The organism is Stieleria sp. (assembly GCF_041595215.1).
GTDB lineage: Bacteria > Planctomycetota > Planctomycetia > Pirellulales > Pirellulaceae > Stieleria > Stieleria magnilauensis.
The window spans coordinates 1-17,611 of the sequence record NZ_JBFHKV010000039.1 but is presented as its reverse complement, the minus strand read 5'-3'; the positions used below and the strand labels follow the sequence as shown (position 1 = coordinate 17,611).

Below are 17,611 nucleotides of genomic sequence, written 5' to 3'. Positions count from 1 at the left end.
GACTATCCGATCTAAACCTGATCGCGATGGACGCCTGGCACGACGCCATTTCGGGAGCCCGTTTCGACGATCAAAACGCCGTGCTGAATGTGGCGCCCTACCAATCGCTCTGGATCACCAATCGCCCCACGTCTCGATGAGCCAACTCGTGGCACCAGCACACCGGCAATCACAACGGAGCTGAACACGACGACTCGCAGCAATGGTCGGCCCATCCGATCAAGCGGATACCGATCTGCGAGCGGCAGGGCGCCAGCACTCCGGTGTTTCGGGAACGATGAGGGACCGGAGGGCTTGCGCTGGGCTGCAAAAAGTTCGGGGTTGGCGATCTTAGTCCCTTGCGCGGGTTTCATTCCTGAAATGTCTGGCGCCCGTTTCCCCGTTGCAGGACACGGAGCAAGATATTGAAAATTGCAAAATGAAAACTTCCAATTGCAAATTTTCAATTTTCAATTTTCAATTTGCAGTCTTTCGTCCGTCCAGGCTCCTCACGACCCATCCTGTCTCGGCTGAAGCGAGGCCGAGCGGTGACGAAATCAAAAGGAAGCGAAGTCGCGCAAACCGAACAGAGTGTCAACACCAACGTTTTAGCGGTCCAGGCTTGCGCCCTGCCGCTAACACCTCGTCAAACGCAGGGAATCAATGCTTCACAGCGTTGCCCGTCCGGGGTCGACGGGAATCCGTGAACTGCATCCCGGAAGTGGCGCTGCGCTGACCTCCGGCTACTCGCTGGCATCCCTCCGGGATACCGGGCTCGATGACGCTCTCTTGTGCAAACAAACGAAGTGTTGTCCCGTCGTCTCCAAGTGGCGAATGAATCCAGGCGGAAAACGTAATCCGGTGGGTAGCACCACTTTTATTGCGTTTGCGAAGGACCTTTTATTCTTGTGGCTGGAGTTCATCGAATAGGTCGACAGGGTTCCTACAATTGTGTGCCCTTGTCGCCGGTATCAGCAGTTGATCCCTATCTTGGCAAATGTTTCCTGAGGTAATCGAGAAGGCGGACCGCCGGCGATTTACCGAGGAGTACAAACGCCGCATTGCGATCGAAGCTGAAATCTTGACAGATAACCGCCGTGCCCGAACCCTCGTCACTAGGATTCCTGGCAGTGATGACCGGGGCACTTTGCTTTCGCTCTAGACGCTCATAAACCATGGCCCGGGCGATACTACCCCCGAGGCAACTCGGCGCGCGATTTATCGCCGGCTTGAGTCCGCGGGGATGTCGCTAGCAGATGGTGCAAATGCAGAATTGATTAGCGAGCTAGGGCAACAACACCGAATGCAATTTGAACCGCCCCAAACTCGCCGAAGTTACATCGGCCGAAGCGGAATCGACATACCGCTAACTCGCACAAGTCGGGAATACCTAAGGCAGTTGTGGTCTCAGTCGAAAACGCAGTGGGACGCAACGCCGCACGCGCAAGAGCAGAACAGACGAGCGACCTCGGACTTTGTCATGTCGACTTCGCATCCGCCACTCGCTCGATCTGGTTTTTGCGCACTCGGATCCGCCAGTTCTGGTAGTCGAAAAGGTAGCTTCCACACTCGGTGCTCAGAGGGTCGCCGAGTGTAAGCGTTCTATCTGCCCGTGGCGCTGAACCAGGCTGGGGCTCGCCTGTTTACCAGAGGATGCCCAGATCTCCGTCGCCGGTGCGCTGGGCGTACTCCAGATGGTTGCACAGGTTAGCGACCGCTTCAACATCGGAACCTGCTTTGCCTTTGACGCGCGAATGGCTCAGGGCTCCGATTAGCCACTGCAGCTCTACCCCAGTCATTCCCACTCGGCGAATCACTTGATTCTTCGGCCAGCGACGCAGCAATGCCTCCAGGCGGCCTGATACGTAGCCGTACTTCAGGATCAGGTCGCGATGTTCGCGCGTCAGTTAAGTTCGCTCCGTCAGGTTCGCCATCACGCCACCCTGGCCGCGCGACGACGCGTTCGACGTTGCTGAGTCGTCAGCCGTTTGGCGCGGGGCCTACGGGCCTGCCCTGGTTAAAACTTGTCGATTTAGCGTTCTTGGGCTCGCGCCGTTCCGCTCACAACTCCAGCGACGCAGTGGCTGGCATGACCCCGGCGGGGTCGAAGCCAGTAGCCGGAGGTCAGCGCAGCGCCACCTCCGGACATCCGGTCCCCCGCACGACGCGACCCCGGAGGGTGTCGAAGCAAATCACGTCCGAGCCCTCGGACCCGACCGGCCGCCCAGAGTGGGCAGGCATCACGATCAGCTCTTCTGGAAACGCGGACTGCGGCACCGTCGGCGGCATGATTCGCTGCGACCCCGTCCGGGGTCGACGGGAATCCGTGAACTGCATCCCGGAAGTGGCGCTGCGCTGACCTCCGGCTACTCGCTGGCATCCCTCCGGGATCCTGCACTCGCTGACGCTCTCTTTTGCCAACAAACAAAGTGTTATCCGCCAACTCGATCAGCCCCGAATCAGGTGCCGTGGGGTGGGACACTTCGGCCCCGGGACGACCTGCTTACGATGAGGCCCGTACGCTCGCGCGAGACGGCTAGTCATCTTGGGACCATTGATACGCAACAAACGCGAAGTGGCAGCCGATGACAATCCGAAGTATCCGCACTGCGCGTTCGGCCAGCGTGACATCGAGAAAGACCAACGCCATCAACGCGAGAGGAATGGAAAAGGCGATAACGACAGCAAGCAACAGGCCAGCCCATCGCTGCTCGAACCAGACGCCGAGCGATGGCAGGCCAATGACGGCGGCAAAGGCAAAGTAGCCTGGCAACGCGAACACAAATCCCGCGATTGTTGCGCCAATTCCGTAAAGCATCCCCAGCGCCGTGTAAAACGTCAGTTCTCCGCCAGGTGGACGCATCGCAGGATCGTATTGCCTCAGAGAGGACGTGGAAGACGAGACAAGTTTCGTCAGTCAATTACGACGGGTCGCCACCGTGTACGCATCGCGCGGTGAAAACACTCGCGGCATTTTTGCTGATAGGCAGTTCCGACGCAACTTGAGGCACCGGGGTATCCAGGGTGGGTGCGTGTGATAGCAGCGCTTGAATACCAGCGGGAAGCGTGAGCGAGCGTCGCGTGAAGACGCTGGGTCGACGACAGACACGCGCCACTGGCTAACGCCTCGTGCTGGGTGCATGTCAGCGGGAAGCGTGCGCGAGCGGCGCTTGAAGGCGATGGAGCGACGACAGACACGCGCCGCTGGCTAACGCTACGTGCTGGTGACCACGGCACCGCCTCGGGGTCGCGTTCAATCGATTTGAGTCACGATAGGGCTGACAGGAGTCGAACCTGCACTTCCGAAGAAACTGGAACCTAAATCCAGCGCGTCTGCCAGTTCCGCCACAGCCCCGATTGAGGAATCTACGTCGTGGCATCGGCCGCCGGGTGTGGGCGGCGATGGTTGGGTGCCGTCGGACGAAGGCCTTGACGACCTTCGTCTCGCTTTGGCTGGGATCAGGAAACCGCGGCGTCTTCGGCGGCGGTGGGCACGACCCAAACCTTCAGGCTCGCTTCGACTTCGCTGTGCAAGTAGACGCGAACGGTGTACAGACCGAGTTCACGCAGCGGACCGTCCAAGCGGATCTGGTCGTTGGCCAGGCTGAAGCCGGCTTCTTTGAGTGCCGCGGTGATCTCGTGCGGTCCGACGCTGCCGTACAGGTGGCCTTCGTCGTTGGCGTTGGCTTCGATCGTGATCGATTGCTTGCCGAGTTCGTCCGCCAGATCGCGGTAGCTCTTGAGTTTTTCCAGTTCGATCGCACGCAATTTTTCGCGGTGCTTTTCGACCATTCGCTTGTGGTGATCGGTCGCGATCGTCGCCATGCCGTGGGGCAACAGGTAGTTGCGTGCGTAGCCGGCTTTGACTTCGACAATGTCGCCTTGCTTGCCGAGGTGTTCGACGTTGTGAATCAACAGGAGCTGGATCCCACCGTGTTCGCCTTTGGGCAATCGTTTGTAGGGTCGTTTAATGGTTCGGCCGTTGCGTGACATCGTTGTGCTCTGGCGATTGTTTAAGTGGGTGGTTGTTGACAAAAGAGGACGAACCGGGGCGTCAATGCCCGGGGACGTCTACGATACTGTTGTTTTGTTTAAAACGGAATATTGGGGTCTTCGTAACCGGCACCCTTCCCGGTCGGCTGGGCATCGCGTGCCCCCGAATCGGCGGAATAGTCTTCCACGGATTGCGCATCGTAGCTGACTTGGTTTTCAGCGGTCTGTCCGCCGGACCGTTGGGCAGGACGTTGGTCGCCGCGTTGTTCGGATCCGCCGGAACGCCCGCCGAGCATCTGCATTTTCTCGCAGATCACACGCAACTTGCTTCGTTTCTGACCGTCGGTTTCCCAGCGATCGAGTTTCAAGCGGCCTTCGATCAGCACCGGCGATCCCTTGGACAGGAACTCGCTGGCCACTTCGGCGTTTCGCCCCCACAAGGTGACATCGACGAACGTGGGTTCATCGACCCATTCACCGTTGGCGGTCTTGCGGCGATCGTTCACCGCGACGGTCACGTCCGAAACGGCTTGACCGCTGGGGATGTAACGCAATTCGATATCACGCGTCAAATTCCCAACCAGAATGACGCGGTTGTAGCTGGCCATCGTTGTCCTGTGAGTTGCTGGGAAAGTGAAAGGAGGTCAAACGGCTGCGTCGCCGTGGGATTCATTGTAGGCAAACCGCGGCCACTGGCCAGGGACCAACCGCCTGACAGGGGAGGCCCCGATCGGGAAAGCCCGCTCAGGAAAGCTCGATCAGGAATCCGAGTCGCTGTCGCTGTCGGTGCTCGCTTCGCCGGAATCGTCGGCTTCGGCGGCGGCGTCCTTGCTGACGACGGGCGTCGCACCGCGGGCGTTGGCCAGGATCGGCTCGACCAATCGGGGATCCAGTTTCAGGGTCATTTGACGCAGCACGGGCTCGCACAGGTGGAAAGCACGATCCAGCTTGGGAACTTCGCTGCCTTCCATTTCGAAGTAGGTCAACCAGTAGGTGCCCTTTTGGTGGCCGTCGATCGGATAGGCGAGCTTTTGCTCCATCCACAAACGATTGACTTCGACTTTTCCGCCGGCTTCGGTGATCAGATCTTCGATTTGCTTGCTCACTCCGCCGGGGTCGCGGGCGTAGTGGTTGCTGTCGAGGATGCAGAGTGTTTCGTAAGTGTTTTTGGCCACGACTGTTCTACTTTTCTACTTGCTACGGTTGGCTCCGGCCCGAATTGCGAAACGCGATCGGGCAGGCGGTGCTATGAAACGGGGACGATGACTTGAATTAGGGTTGCTGCTGGCCGACGGATCGCGGATCGCTTTGGGACCGATCGGACTTTTTGTTTTGTTTCGGTTTCGAGTCAGCCGCCGGGTCACCGTTGAACTGACTCATCGTGCGATCCACTCCATCGGTGACAAAGCTGATCACGGCGTGTGCCGCGCGGGTTGTCGCCGCTTCGAATGTCTCGCTTTCGCTCTTGGAGAATTTCCCCAAGACATAATCGGTCACCGTCCAACCTGCCGGAGGCCGTCCGATGCCGACGCGAAGCCGCGGAAACGACTCCGAACCGAGATGCCGGATGATATCCTTTATCCCGTTTTGGCCACCGGCACTGCCCGATGGCCTGATCCTTAACCGGCCGCTGTCGAGATTCAAATCATCACAGACGACCAGGATATCGCTCAACTCCAACTTATAAAAGTCGAACGCTTTGCGGACACTTTGTCCACTCGCATTCATGTACGTGTGGGGACAAAGAATCACGACTTTCTCCCCGCCGATCGAAGACTCTGCCAGTTCGCCTTCGAATTTAATCTTTGGCGTTCCGGCGCGGGTCAGGACGGCAACCTTTTCGGCCACGATGAAACCGACATTGTGTCGTGTCTGTTCGTATTTTCGACCGGGGTTCCCCAGTCCAACGATTAGCTTCATCGCACTGTCGAAGGGCCCAAGGCCGGTTGGCCTTGTCGCTGAGTCCGCAGACTACGCTTCTTCGCCCTCTTCCTCGGTCTCGTCGACTTCCTCACCCTTCACTTTTTCGACGTGGTAAACCACGGTTTCGCCGGGGGTGACCAAGACGACATTTTCCGGCAGCTTGACGTCCGACGCCGAGCGGTGTTCGCCCAAGCCGACGCTAGTGACGTTCAATTCGACAAAGTCGGGGATCGCCACCACGGGGCACTCGACTTCGACCTCGTGAGCGTTTTCGATCACGATCCCGCCTTGCTTGCCACCGATCGGCTCGCCTTTGAATCGAATCGGCACCGTCACGGTGACCTTTTCGTTCATGTCGACTCGCTGCAGGTCGATGTGCAACACCTCGATCCCCAGCGGATCGAATTGCAGATCGCTGACCATCGCGGTCTCGACCACATCGCCTTGCAGCTCGACGATCCTGCTGTGATGTCGCAAGATCGACTCGACGGTCTTTTGCGAGATCGCGAGATGCTGGTTCTCTTGCTTGTGCCCGTACAAAACGGCCGGGACGGAGCCCGTCTTTCGTAACCGGCGTGACGCTGCCGTTCCTAGGCTGCCATCACGTTTCTGGACCTGTACCACTTCCGCCATTGCGGATCACCCTGACGTCGTTAATTTCTTGTGTTTTGTTCCCTCAAACGCCACCAAAATTCTCATTTGGGGTGCGTTTGGCACGCCGATACGTTTACGGCGAAGCGGGTAAGTATGTCAGGGCGGACGATCTCTGCAAGCCCAAACAGGCGTTGCGAGCAAACCGGAGCCTGAACAGACGTCGGATACAGCCACTGACCGGCCCGCTGCCGGCCTCACCGCGGGGGCGTCGACCAGCCGATTTGAACGGCATCGCGGCGTTTCCCGCCTCTCGCATCGTCATCACCGCTGTCGTAGGATGCCGGCTCGCTGTCTGTTGTCCCCCGCCCGATCCGCCCCCGATTTGATCCGCATCCATGCCGTTTGTCCCCGAATCCAGCGGTCCCCACCAAGGCCTGGTCACGTTCCTGGGTACCGGGACCAGCGTCGGCGTCCCGGCGATCGGATGCGATTGCAAGGTTTGTCAAAGCAGCGATCCGCGGAACAATCGAACCCGCTGCGCGATCACGGTCCGGCTGCCCGGTGGCACGGTGCTGATCGACACCCCTCCGGATCTGAGGGTCCAGCTGATTCGCGAACGGATCCGGCTGGTCCACGCGGTCGTCTACACCCACGAGCACGCCGACCATATTTTCGGACTCGACGACCTGCGTTTGATCCCGTTCCGGCTCGGCCATGCGGTTCCGTTGTTCTGTAACGAGACGGTCGAATCGAACATCCGCCGGGCCTACGCCTACGCCTTTGCCGATCGAGAAGACACGCACCCGGGAGCGACTCCGAAGCTGGAGTTCACTCGCATCGACGAGGCGCCGTTTGACGTCTTGGGGACGACATTCATTCCAATCCCGATGAAGCACGGCCCGCATTTTAATGTGCTCGGATTTCGCATCGGGGATTTCGCCTACTGCACCGACACCAACTTCATCCCGCCGACCTCCCTGGAACGACTCCAGGGCGTGAAAACCCTCGTCGTCGGCGCCCTTCGGATGGAACCCCATCCGACTCATTTTAATTTGCAGGAAGCCATCGATGTGGCCCGTGCGGTGGGTGCCGAACGCACGCTGCTGACTCACACCGGCCATCAACTCGACTACCACAAAACCTGCGACTGGCTGCCCGAGGGAATCGACATGGCCTACGACGGTCTGCAAGTCGACATCAGGGTTTGAGTTGGGAGTGGGCAAAAGAATGGACGTTGGAAAGGAAAGAACCAGACAAGAAAATGGGTGACAGGAAAATGGCGGGCATGACTCCCAAGACGGAAAACCTGAAACCTGAAACCTGAAACTCAAAACGTTCGCTCGGGACACATTGGCGGGGTGAGTTGCTCTATACTTCGCCGCTGGTCGTGAATTGATATTTTTTTCCCGAGGTCTCGATGTCGTCGCTTACGGACACACAACGCTCCAACGCCCGCCTGGGGCTCTGGCTGTTCGCTGTTTACTTGGTGCTGTACCTGGGTTTCGTGTTACTCAGCGCGTTTGCGGCGGACGTGATGGAGCGTCCCGTTCTGGCCGGATTGAACTTGGCCATCGTGTATGGCTTCGGCTTGATCGTCGGCGCCTTGGTGATGGCATTGCTGTATGGAATGCTTTGCAAGTCGGAACCGCTGGATAAATCCTCGAACGGTTCGGCCTCGCCAGCCGCGACGACCGGCGACGAACCGCGGGGGGACCTGGCGTGATTTACGACCCTTCCTGGATTGCCGTTTTTGTCTTCTTTACGTTTGTCGGTGCGACGGTCGGCCTGAGTTTTTTCTTGGGGCGAAAAGCGAAATCGTCGGCGGGCTATTTTGCCGCGCATGGTCAGATCCCGTGGGCGGTCAATGGGATCGCGTTTGCCGGCGATTATTTGTCCGCAGCGTCCTTCCTGGGCATCTGCGGGATGATCGCCTCCTACGGCTACGACGGGTTCTTGTATTCGATCGGTTTTCTGGCCGGCTGGATCGTGGCCTTGTTCGTGATCGCCGAACCGATGAAACGGCTGGGGCGATTCACGTTTGCCGACGCGTTGGATGCGAAATTTGACTCACGTGGCATCAAGGCCGCCGCCGGAGCGAGCACGCTGGTGGTCAGCGTATTTTATCTGATTCCCCAAATGGTCGGCGCCGGATCGCTGATCCAACCGCTGCTGGGTTTCCCGCACTGGGTGGGCGTCGTGCTGGTCGGGATCGTGGTGATCACGATCGTCGTCACCGCAGGCATGGTGTCGACGACCTGGGTGCAGTTTCTCAAAGGGTCGCTGTTGGTCGTGTTCAGCGCCGTCCTGGTCGTGTTGCTGCTCGGCCGCGGCTTCGTGGCCCAGCCCGATGCCTTTGAAACGATCGGTCCGATTCCGGTGGCCGACTTGAACCAATCCGAGATCGCCGGGCGCAGCGTTTTACCGGCCACCGATGGTTGGCAGGAACACGACGACCTGGTCCGTTTCTCGCGCAGCGATGATGTCGGCTTTGACGTTTTTCATGTCCAACCGGCGGGCGAAGACCAGGTCGTTTTGCGGCAGGCACAAGCGATCCGGCGGACGTCCGACGGAGCGATGATCGACGGCGCGCCATTGGGCCGCGACGCGACACAAAAAGAACTCAAGCCCGTCGGAACGCTCACCAAATTACCCGACGGCCAATCGGAAACGGGGCCGCTGGGTCCGGTCAGTTTCTTCAACACGCTCGGTGAAAGCGAAGTCGTGCTATGGCGTAACATGACGGTCGAGCATGACGATGAAACCAAATCGACGGTCTACTTTCAAAAACTGACGCCCGGCAACGAAGTCCTTCGCCCCGGCGAACACCCCAAGTTCGCCGGCATTCGAAGCGACGAGCCCGGCGGCAAGCTGAACTTTCTTTCGCTGATGCTGGCCTTGTTTTGCGGCACCGCATCACTGCCCCACATCCTGATCCGCTACTACACCGTCAAAGACGGCGCGGCGGCCCGCAAGAGTACGATCGTCGGGATCGCCAGCATCGGTTTTTTCTACGTGCTGACGCTGTACCTGGGACTCGGCGCGATGACCAGCGGCTCGATGGATTTGACCGACAGCAACATGGCCGCTCCGTTGTTGGCACGCAGCATCAGCACCTGGTTGTTCGCGATCATTTCTGCGATCGCGTTCACCACCGTGCTGGGGACCGTCAGCGGATTGATCCTGGCCAGCAGTGGCGCGGTCGCCCACGACATCCTGGTCGGCGTGGTCGGCATGCAATTGTCCGAAGCCAAGAAGGTGCGTGTCGCAAAGATCGCCGCGGTCGTCGTCGGCGCGATCGCGATCGTGCTGGGGATCTTGTTCAAGGAAATGAACGTCGGCTACCTGGTCGGCTGGGCCTTCAGCGTCGCCGCCAGCGCCAACTTGCCCGCCCTGGTGATGCTGCTGTTCTGGAAAGCGACCACCAAGGAAGGCATCGTGGCCAGTGTGCTGGTCGGCATGATCAGCTCACTCGGTTGGATCCTGTTGTCCAGCGACACGTACAAGAGCGTGTATGGCTGGGATCCGGAACTGGCCTACGCCCCGTTCAGCCAACCGGGCATCGTCACGATTCCGCTGGCGTTTGTCACGCTGATCGTGGTCTCGTTGATGACGAAGCCGAAAGCGGCGGCGGCGTGATTCCATGTCGCGCCGAGCGAGAACGGTGAGATCGGCTCATGCCGGCGACGGGCTTCGCCTTCGTCGGCGTCGGCCGCCACGGGCGAATTTGTCACGCGTTTCTTTGACCGCCTCGACCAGTCGGTCCACTTCTTCCAACGTGTTGTACAGATAAAAACTGGCGCGGGCCGATGCGGATTTGCCGAGCGATTCGTGCAACGGCATCGCACAATGATGCCCCGCCCGGACCGCGACACCGCGGGTATCGAGCCACTGGGCGATGTCATGCGCGTGAACACCATCGAGCGTGAAGCTGACGATGCCGCCCTTCTTGTCGGGCGTCGGTCCCAGGATCTCCACGCCTTCGATGTTTCGCAGCGCCGTGTCGGCGGCCTGACAGAGCAGGTGCTCGTGAGCCTCGATCGCCTCCAGTCCCACCGATTGCAGGTAACGCATCGCGGCGGCCAACCCGATCGCTTCGGTGATCGGCGGCGTTCCCGCCTCAAATTTTTCCGGCAATCCCGTCGGGCTAAACCCTTCGGTCGTGACGCGATCGATCATGCCGCCACCGCCGAGAAACGGCGGCATCGCGTCCAACAGAGCTTCTTTGCCATACAGCACTCCGATCCCGGTCGGGCCACAGATCTTGTGACCACTAAAGACGACGAAGTCGGCGTCCCATTGCTGCACGTCGATCGCTTGGTGGGGCGCCCCCTGGGCGGCATCGACGAGCACCGTTGCACCGGCGGCATGAGCCATGCTGGTCCAACGGGCAACGGGAAAGTTGGTGCCCAAGACGTTGCTGGAAGAAGCAAACGAGAACAGTTTCGGCTGCAGTGTCTGAAGTTTGTCCTGGACGACCGCATCGTCGATGGTGAAATCTTCACCGAGCGGAAGGAATTCGACGCGGCAACCCGTCCGCTCGGCCAGCTGGTGCCAGGGCACGATGTTGGCGTGATGCTCGGCGATCGTCAGCAGCACGACGTCACCAGCCGACAGATGGTTGCCGCCCCAGGAATGGGCGACGGTGTTGATCGCGGCGGTCGTTCCGGCGGCGAACACGATTTCCGACTGCGACCGCGCCGCGACGAATTGGCGCGTCGTTTCTCGTGCCGCCTCGTAGGCCGCCGTTGATTCTTCGCTGAGCGTGTGGATGCCGCGATGCACGTTGGCGTAATAACGCTGGTAACAATCGCTGATCGCATCGATCACGACTTGTGGACGCTGGGCACTGGCGGCATTGTCGAGAAACGCCAGCGGCGCGCCGCTGGAGGATTGCCGCTTTAAGATCGGAAAATCGGCGCGGATCGAAAGGGGGTCAAGCGGCATCTTCAGCTCTCTTCACTTAAACTTGGCCCACCAAAGCTGGGCCCGGCGTCATCATCGTCAGCGTCTTCGAGCGGGGCGTGCAGTGCCGATTGCAACACACGCCACGACAACAAACAGCACTTCTGGCGGTTGGGAGTCAATTGCGGGCCGAACAGTTCCAGCATCTGATTGGCCGTGAACTCCTTGGCCTCTTCCACCGTTTTTCCTTCGATCGCTTCGATCAACATCGACGCCGACGCTTGGCTGATCACGCAGCCCTCGCCGTCAAACCAGGCCTCTTCGATCTTTCCGTCACGCCCTAAACGCAGCATCACCTGGACCACATCACCGCAGAGCGGATTTTTTCCTTCATCCGCATGGGTGGCCGTCACCAGCTCGCCTCGGTGGTAAGGATCCTCGTAGTGGTCCAAGACGTGTTCTTCGTAGATGTCTTGTTCGTTGGGCATGGTCTGGGGGGGAAACAAAAGACGTTTGTCGAATGGAATGGGCGGTCAGTGGCCGACCGCGGCTCTATTTAAGTCTACGCGCGTTGTCAAAAATCGACGAGTCCCAATTCGTGTCAATTTAGTCGCAGGCGGGCGGTCAGCGGACTTCCGCCCCGGATTTGACCCGTTGTGGGACGTTTCTTGCCCGTGGTAGAGGCTTCCGGCAGGTCATTTCAGCGCCGACCGGCAGGAAACCACGAATCGCCCCGTTTCGGGCTCACCGCTACCCGATTGCGGTCGGTGGGGCTTTACTGTTCCAATCAGCCGAGTAGTTTGCACCTTCGCGCGAGGGCTTCCACCGCAGTTTGCCGGGTAGCAGAACTCGACGTCGCGACCGGCGGATTGCCGAATTTGAATCGATCACACTCTGTCCACCATGAAGAACACTCCACCGCCGCGTCCGATCAACCGTCGCGCCGCACTGTCGACCCTGGCCGCCTCGGCGCTGATCACGACCGGTTGCCCGCTGTCGATCCCCGAATCGTTGCCGGAGGCGGTGCCGACGGCGGAGGCTTCGTCGTTGCCGGTCGAAACGCTGGTCGCGGAAACGTTGCGGCAAGAAAAACAGCGTCGGGGACTGTCGACGATGGTCAACGGAGCCTGGCAGATTTTCCATGGCATTCTGGCTTATGGCGACGAATTTGAAATCGACACGCCAAGTGGCCGCCAGCGGGCGTTGACGTATTTTCGCAAAGGCGGAACCTGCGACGGATTTCGGCCGATGATCGGCGATCCCCTCGGCAATCCAGCCGACGATCCTGGCGACGATCTAGCCAGCGGCGACGAACGATTCGGAATCCGAGTCGACTTGGAACCGTCGACCAAGGTCGGCCAAGGCCACCGCGACCAATGGCTGGCCGTCGTCGCCCAAACGGGGCTGCCCGTCGATGCTTCTTGGGTGGTCGAAGATCGCACGTTGGCGGTCGACGACTGGGTGCGACAAGCCGAGCTGGATATCCCACTGAACTATGAAGCAGAATTCAGTTGGACGCTGATTCCATTGTCCTACTATCGAGCGACCGACCACCGCTGGACCGCCCGTGACGGCAACACCTACAGCACCGAGTTGTTGTTGGAGCTGGAAGTCGAACACGATCTGTCCGACAGCGTGTGCGGCGGGACGCACCGGTTGATCGGAATCGCCACCGCGATGCGCAATCGCGTCGGCGAAGGGAATCCGATCACGGGCGTTTGGGCCGATGCCAAGGAGCATCTGGACGCATCGATCGAAATGGCCCGCGTCAACCAAAACCCGGACGGCTCGTACAGCACGTCCTACCTGCATCGCACGGGTTGGTGCAATGACTTGGGCGAGACGCTGGGCACGACCGGACACGTGCTGGAGTTTCTGGCGACCGCTGCGGATCGCGAAACGTTGCAATCGGACTGGGTCGTCCGCAGCGTTCGCAAACTGTGCGACGTGTTGCATCAATGCCGCGACGTCGATCTGGAGTGCGGCGTGCTGTACCACGCCCTGCACGGCTTGGTGGTCTACCAGCAGCGGATTGCGACGTAGTGCGATTTAGATGGGCGCGAGCTTAGTGGAAAGGACTCGTCGCCTCGTCCACTACGGCCTATTCGATAGGCAAGGACTCGTCGCCTCGTCCACTACCGTTTTTGCACTATTCGTAGATCGGGAAGAAGGTGTTGAACGCCTTTTCGCCGAAATCGCCGGGGTCGTTGAAGCGACGATTTTGGTTGAGCGACGCAAGTGTATTCATCTGCTGGTCGGTCAATTCGAAATCGAACAGATCCAGATTCTCTTTCAGTCGCTCGACGCGTGAGGTTTTGGGAACGATCGAAGTCCCCCGTTGAATCCCCCAACGGAGGACAACCTGGGCGGGTGATTTTCCGACTTCCGCCGCGATCGCCTTGGTCTCTTCGCGATCGATCACCCCCTCGCCTTCTTCGGCCATCCCGATGGCAAAGTAGGACTGCGCGCCCAGGGGTGAAAATCCCGTCACGTGGATGTCGTGCTGGGCACAGAATCGAAGCAGCTTTTCCTGCGTCAGATAGGGATGCAGTTCGACTTGAAGAACCGATGGCTTGACAGAAGAGGACGCCATCAAGTCGCGGATCAACGAAACGCCAAAGTTGCAGACACCGAGGTGGCGGATCAAACCCGATTTCTGACACTCGATCATCGCTTGCCAGGTTTCCAAAATCGGCACCGGCATCTCTTCCATCTGCGGATGCTCGGCGTCGGGATCGTGGAACCATCCCGGCGGATAGCGTTTTTCGATCGGCACGTAGGCGAGCGAAATCGGAAAGTGAATGTGGTACAGGTCAACGTAGTCCAACCCCAGATCCGACAGCGTCTTTTCGAGCGCAACGGGAACGTCTTGGGCGCGATGGTAGGTGTTCCAAAGCTTGCTCGTGATCCACAGGTCTTCGCGTTTGACCAAACCCTCATCGATCGCCTTTCGAATCCCGTCGCCCGCCTGGTATTCATTGCCGTAGTCGCAGGCCGCATCGATGTGGCGGTAGCCGATTTCGATGGCTCGGTAAACGGTTTCGGCCGTCGATTCTTGATCGATTTTCCAAAGGCCCAGGCCGACAGCGGGAATCTTGTCGCCGCCGGCAAGCTTAAATTCGGTAGTCATTCGCGTTCGGGGGGAAAGGTAGGAGTTCAGCTTTCGAACTCGCATATGATCCCAGACCTGACGCGACGAGGAAAGCATAGGTGTCAAGCTTTCGTAGTGGGGTCAGCATCCTGCTTGCCATCCTTGCCGGCGCGCGCCGTTGACCGTCAGGAGGCGGACACCCTGTCAGTGTGTCCCCAGGCAGGAGCCTGGGAACCAGGGACCGATCGCCCCTCCCCTCGCTTCGCTCGACCCTGCCTGCCAGGGAGGGTGACTTTCGAGGTGTCGCCGCCAATGTCCTTTGGGAGGATTACCTCGGACCAATACACGACCATCGTCGCTGCAGATGAATTCGGCAATCGCGTTGGCGACAGCAGCCCCCGTCAGGTAGGGTATCGTCTGATGACAACCTTTTTTCGCTGGGTAATTTCGGGATGGATCGCGAACAATCAGTAACCCGGTCGCTGTTGATGGGGCTCAGCAACGACGGGCTGGAGAACGTGCTGTCGGCCTTTCAGCCGCGTTCTTTTGATGCCGGAGCGACCATCGTCGAGATCGGCGACGTTGGTGACGAATTGTTTCTGATCACCGCAGGCAAGGTGCGGGTGTGGACGGGCGACGGACCGGCCGTCGCCGAACGCACCCTGGGGATGATGGGTGCGGGCGATCACTTCGGCGAATCGTCGGTGATTTCCGGCGGACCGCGGACCGCCACGGTCACCGCGGTCACCTATGTCGAAACACTCGTGCTGAGCGGAGAGGACTACCGCCGTCTGGTGAAAAGCTATCCGCAACTGCTGGAGAACCTCAGCCGTTCGTTGACCAAGCGGTTGTCCAAGATGAATTCCGCCGCTTCGTCGCCGCGACAGCCCCATCGCGGCGTGCATTCCCTGGCGATCATCATCGACCATCCCAGTGGCTGGCCGCTGGCGGAGCAACTGATCGCACAGCTGCGCGGGGACCACCCGTTGGTTCAACCGCTGTTGGTCAGTGACGATGAGTTGCCCTTTGCGTGCGAATCCTTCGATCGCGACGCGATCTGTGTCTCGGTTGCCGACCTCGGCTGCACGATCGCCGGTCGCAGCAAACAGGCGTTGGCGGTGACGGTCGCTTGGGGCCGGCAAGCGACCGACGCTGCGGTGCGTGAATCCAATCGAGTGGTGTTTGCCGCCGATGCCCGTCAGGGGCTTTCGGATCATGCCGCATCGCTGTTGAAATCCATCCCGCTGCATCGTCGCGCGATGGTGGCGTTGATGTTCTCGGCCGATTCGTGGCCGCGACCGGACATGGATTTTTCTGACGCGGAGGCGGTGCGTTGTGGGTATCGTGGCGAAGACCGCACAGCCGAATTCGTTCCGGCGTCGGTCACCCGGCTGTATCGATCGTTGATCGGCAAACGGATCGGGCTTGCGCTCGGCGGAGGCGGTGCACGGGGGATCGCCCACATCGGCGTCCTGGAAATCTTGCAGCAACACAACGTCGTTTTCGATTCGATCGCCGGGACCAGCGCCGGCGCGATCGTGGCCTCGGCCTACGGTGCGGGGTTCACTCCGTTGGACATCGGCGATTTTTTCCGCAAGGAGATGATTCCACCAAAATATCTGGCCGGTCGCCCGTCGTTGCGACGCATGTTCTTGCTGCACAGTTTTCGCGGCGGACGTTTCGAAACCAAACTGCGACGCTACCTCGATCACCTGACCTTCGAGCAAGCCAGTTTACCGTTGGCGATCACGACGCTGGACCTGATCAGCGGTGAACAGCAGATCCGCAGGTCCGGTGATTTGGTCCAGGCTGTGTTGCAAAGCATCAACCATCCCGTCTTCGGTCGGCCGATCATTCACGACGGGCAAATGCTGGTCGACGGCGGCGTGCTGATGAACGTGCCCGCGTCGGTGTTGCGAAGCGAAGGTTGTGACCACGTGGTCTCGATCGATGTCGGATCGACACTGACGACCGACTACGCCAAAGACCGGAGCGGAAAACTGCGCCGGCCAAGTTATCTGTCGACGTTGCTACGCACGATGGACATCTCGCGTCGACATTCCAGCGCCCTGCATCGCGAAGAAAGCGACCTGATCATTATCCCCCAGACCAGCGCGTTCCGAATCGAAGATTTCCACGCCGTCGATCCGTTGATCGAAGCGGGGCGACGGGCCGGTGAAAAAGCGGTCGAAAACGTCAAACGTGTCATCGAAAACCTCCAACCGACCGACGGTGTTGCATGAATGTTCCCGCCGATTCCGACGGCCCCTCCGCGGACGAACTCCTGGTCGCCCAAATCCGCGACGGCGATTCCGGTGCCTGGCAGTCCCTGATCGATCGTTACGAAGGCCGGTTGCTGGCGTACACCCGCAGCCGCATCCGTGATTCCGCCGCCGCCGAAGACATCGTCCAAGAAGCCTTCGTCGGGTTTCTGATCAGTTTGCCCAACTACGACGGCGGCCGACCGCTGGAAAGTTACCTGTTTTCGATCTGCGCCTACAAACTGACCGACCACCTGAGACGCGAAGGCCGACGCCCCGCACTGCAATTGCATGGCCGATCCAGTTCCGCCGGAGACTTTGAACTGAAAGGAGGCGCACGCGTCGCCAGCTCGATCGCCCGCAGCGTCGAACGAAAACGGATCGAGGAACAGGCGATCCGCGATGCCATGCAAGAACAAATCGATCGCTGGAAACAGTCCGGCAATTGGATCAAGCTGCAGGCCATCGAACTGTTGATCGTCCGCGGTTGGGGCAACAAGCAAGTCGCCGAACAGCTGGATCTGTCCGAACAGCAGGTCGCCAATTACAAAAGCGACTTCCAGATTCGGTTGAAATCGATCCTCAAACGCGCCGAGCTAGACGAGAGTGTGTTTCCGGAGTTGGCGGCTGAATGAATCGCCACCGAATCAGCCCCCCGAAGCGAAAACCCAAGACCGCGAAGCGAAGCGTCGTTTCCTCTACAGGGGCCCGAAGGCTCGCGCCAAACACAGTGTCTCCGGGCATCACTGAAGCCCCAATGCGGTTTTGCGTCTGCACGCTAACGCTTGGCCGCTAAAACGTTGGTGTTGACACTCTGTTCGGTTTGCGCGACTTCGCTTCCTTTTGATTTCGTCACCGCTCGGCCTCG

Annotated in this window: 16 protein-coding genes and 1 tRNA gene; 7 read left to right on the top strand and 10 right to left on the bottom strand. The window is 59.6% G+C overall.

Annotated features, from left to right (window positions below):
* Positions 1 to 1,076 precede the first annotated feature (1,076 nt).
* Positions 1,077 to 1,151, top strand: coding sequence for a PEP-CTERM sorting domain-containing protein (locus tag ABX749_RS02950; RefSeq protein ID WP_372894685.1), 75 nt, complete (start codon positions 1,077 to 1,079; stop codon positions 1,149 to 1,151).
* A 1,364-nt stretch (positions 1,152 to 2,515) separates the two neighbouring features.
* Here the strand turns inward: ABX749_RS02950 and ABX749_RS02945 are convergent.
* The 7 genes from ABX749_RS02945 to ABX749_RS02915 all read right to left on the bottom strand — a co-directional run bounded on the left by ABX749_RS02945 (position 2,516) and on the right by ABX749_RS02915 (position 6,528).
* Positions 2,516 to 2,842, bottom strand: coding sequence for a hypothetical protein (locus tag ABX749_RS02945; protein ID WP_372894684.1), 327 nt, complete (start codon positions 2,840 to 2,842; stop codon positions 2,516 to 2,518).
* A gap of 410 nt (positions 2,843 to 3,252) precedes the next feature.
* Positions 3,253 to 3,334 (bottom strand) — tRNA-Leu (locus tag ABX749_RS02940).
* Positions 3,335 to 3,438: 104 nt separating this feature from the next.
* Positions 3,439 to 3,972 (bottom strand): 50S ribosomal protein L9, encoded by a 534-nt coding sequence (rplI, locus tag ABX749_RS02935; RefSeq protein WP_095738695.1) that lies wholly within the window; start codon positions 3,970 to 3,972, stop codon positions 3,439 to 3,441.
* A gap of 98 nt (positions 3,973 to 4,070) precedes the next feature.
* Complete coding sequence (ssb, locus tag ABX749_RS02930) at positions 4,071 to 4,580, bottom strand: single-stranded DNA-binding protein (RefSeq protein ID WP_145207357.1); 510 nt, start codon at positions 4,578 to 4,580, stop codon at positions 4,071 to 4,073.
* 150 nt (positions 4,581 to 4,730) lie between these two features.
* Positions 4,731 to 5,147 (bottom strand): 30S ribosomal protein S6, encoded by a 417-nt coding sequence (rpsF, locus tag ABX749_RS02925; RefSeq protein ID WP_145207356.1) that lies wholly within the window; start codon positions 5,145 to 5,147, stop codon positions 4,731 to 4,733.
* A 97-nt stretch (positions 5,148 to 5,244) separates the two neighbouring features.
* Positions 5,245 to 5,892, bottom strand: a complete 648-nt coding sequence (gene pth / locus ABX749_RS02920; RefSeq protein ID WP_145207355.1) for an aminoacyl-tRNA hydrolase — start codon at positions 5,890 to 5,892, stop codon at positions 5,245 to 5,247.
* 51 nt (positions 5,893 to 5,943) lie between these two features.
* On the bottom strand, positions 5,944 to 6,528 hold the full coding sequence (locus tag ABX749_RS02915; protein WP_145207354.1) for a 50S ribosomal protein L25: 585 nt from the start codon (positions 6,526 to 6,528) through the stop codon (positions 5,944 to 5,946).
* A gap of 356 nt (positions 6,529 to 6,884) precedes the next feature.
* On the opposite strand from ABX749_RS02915, the gene ABX749_RS02910 reads away from it, so the two are divergent.
* From ABX749_RS02910 to ABX749_RS02900, 3 genes are all read left to right on the top strand, one after another.
* The gene (locus ABX749_RS02910; RefSeq protein ID WP_372894683.1) at positions 6,885 to 7,697 is read left to right on the top strand and encodes an MBL fold metallo-hydrolase; all 813 of its coding nucleotides are present in this window, start codon (positions 6,885 to 6,887) and stop codon (positions 7,695 to 7,697) included.
* A gap of 209 nt (positions 7,698 to 7,906) precedes the next feature.
* On the top strand, positions 7,907 to 8,212 hold the full coding sequence (locus ABX749_RS02905; protein WP_372894682.1) for a DUF485 domain-containing protein: 306 nt from the start codon (positions 7,907 to 7,909) through the stop codon (positions 8,210 to 8,212).
* A complete protein-coding gene (locus ABX749_RS02900; protein WP_372894681.1) occupies positions 8,209 to 10,125 on the top strand; it encodes a cation acetate symporter in 1,917 nt (638 codons plus the stop codon). The genes ABX749_RS02905 and ABX749_RS02900 overlap by 4 nt, the downstream gene beginning before the upstream one ends.
* Before the next feature lie 36 nt (positions 10,126 to 10,161).
* Here the strand turns inward: ABX749_RS02900 and ABX749_RS02895 are convergent, their stop codons facing one another.
* Positions 10,162 to 11,433 carry an aminotransferase class V-fold PLP-dependent enzyme gene (locus ABX749_RS02895; protein ID WP_372894680.1) on the bottom strand — a complete coding sequence of 424 codons (1,272 nt, stop codon included), beginning with the start codon at positions 11,431 to 11,433 and terminating at the stop codon, positions 10,162 to 10,164.
* 2 nt (positions 11,434 to 11,435) lie between these two features.
* Positions 11,436 to 11,879, bottom strand: a complete 444-nt coding sequence (sufU, locus tag ABX749_RS02890) for a Fe-S cluster assembly sulfur transfer protein SufU (protein ID WP_145207349.1) — start codon at positions 11,877 to 11,879, stop codon at positions 11,436 to 11,438.
* Between the two features lie 415 nt (positions 11,880 to 12,294).
* On the opposite strand from sufU, the gene ABX749_RS02885 reads away from it, so the two are divergent.
* Positions 12,295 to 13,434, top strand: a complete 1,140-nt coding sequence (locus ABX749_RS02885; RefSeq protein ID WP_372894679.1) for a hypothetical protein — start codon at positions 12,295 to 12,297, stop codon at positions 13,432 to 13,434.
* A 106-nt stretch (positions 13,435 to 13,540) separates the two neighbouring features.
* Here the strand turns inward: ABX749_RS02885 and ABX749_RS02880 are convergent, their stop codons facing one another.
* Positions 13,541 to 14,521: an aldo/keto reductase gene (locus ABX749_RS02880; RefSeq protein WP_372894678.1), complete on the bottom strand. Its 981-nt coding sequence runs from the start codon at positions 14,519 to 14,521 to the stop codon at positions 13,541 to 13,543.
* Between the two features lie 413 nt (positions 14,522 to 14,934).
* On the opposite strand from ABX749_RS02880, the gene ABX749_RS02875 reads away from it, so the two are divergent.
* Together ABX749_RS02875 and ABX749_RS02870 are read left to right on the top strand one after the other, a co-directional pair.
* Positions 14,935 to 16,725 (top strand): patatin-like phospholipase family protein, encoded by a 1,791-nt coding sequence (locus ABX749_RS02875; protein ID WP_372894677.1) that lies wholly within the window; start codon positions 14,935 to 14,937, stop codon positions 16,723 to 16,725.
* Positions 16,722 to 17,378: an RNA polymerase sigma factor gene (locus ABX749_RS02870; RefSeq protein WP_372894676.1), complete on the top strand. Its 657-nt coding sequence runs from the start codon at positions 16,722 to 16,724 to the stop codon at positions 17,376 to 17,378. The genes ABX749_RS02875 and ABX749_RS02870 overlap by 4 nt, the downstream gene beginning before the upstream one ends.
* Positions 17,379 to 17,611: the final 233 nt, after the last annotated feature.

Excerpts from the sequence above, each read along its gene's own strand:
- sufU (WP_145207349.1), bottom strand. The coding sequence starts at position 11,879 with ATGCCCAACGAACAAGACATCTACGAAGAACACGTCTTGGACCACTAC.
- ABX749_RS02885 (WP_372894679.1), top strand. The coding sequence starts at position 12,295 with ATGAAGAACACTCCACCGCCGCGTCCGATCAACCGTCGCGCCGCACTG.
- ABX749_RS02905 (WP_372894682.1), top strand. The coding sequence starts at position 7,907 with ATGTCGTCGCTTACGGACACACAACGCTCCAACGCCCGCCTGGGGCTC.
- ABX749_RS02945 (WP_372894684.1), bottom strand. The coding sequence starts at position 2,842 with ATGCGTCCACCTGGCGGAGAACTGACGTTTTACACGGCGCTGGGGATG.
- ssb (WP_145207357.1), bottom strand. The coding sequence starts at position 4,580 with ATGGCCAGCTACAACCGCGTCATTCTGGTTGGGAATTTGACGCGTGAT.
- ABX749_RS02915 (WP_145207354.1), bottom strand. The coding sequence starts at position 6,528 with ATGGCGGAAGTGGTACAGGTCCAGAAACGTGATGGCAGCCTAGGAACG.
- ABX749_RS02895 (WP_372894680.1), bottom strand. The coding sequence starts at position 11,433 with ATGCCGCTTGACCCCCTTTCGATCCGCGCCGATTTTCCGATCTTAAAG.
- pth (WP_145207355.1), bottom strand. The coding sequence starts at position 5,892 with ATGAAGCTAATCGTTGGACTGGGGAACCCCGGTCGAAAATACGAACAG.
- ABX749_RS02910 (WP_372894683.1), top strand. The coding sequence starts at position 6,885 with ATGCCGTTTGTCCCCGAATCCAGCGGTCCCCACCAAGGCCTGGTCACG.
- ABX749_RS02875 (WP_372894677.1), top strand. The coding sequence starts at position 14,935 with ATGGATCGCGAACAATCAGTAACCCGGTCGCTGTTGATGGGGCTCAGC.
- ABX749_RS02870 (WP_372894676.1), top strand. The coding sequence starts at position 16,722 with ATGAATGTTCCCGCCGATTCCGACGGCCCCTCCGCGGACGAACTCCTG.
- ABX749_RS02880 (WP_372894678.1), bottom strand. The coding sequence starts at position 14,521 with ATGACTACCGAATTTAAGCTTGCCGGCGGCGACAAGATTCCCGCTGTC.
- rplI (WP_095738695.1), bottom strand. The coding sequence starts at position 3,972 with ATGTCACGCAACGGCCGAACCATTAAACGACCCTACAAACGATTGCCC.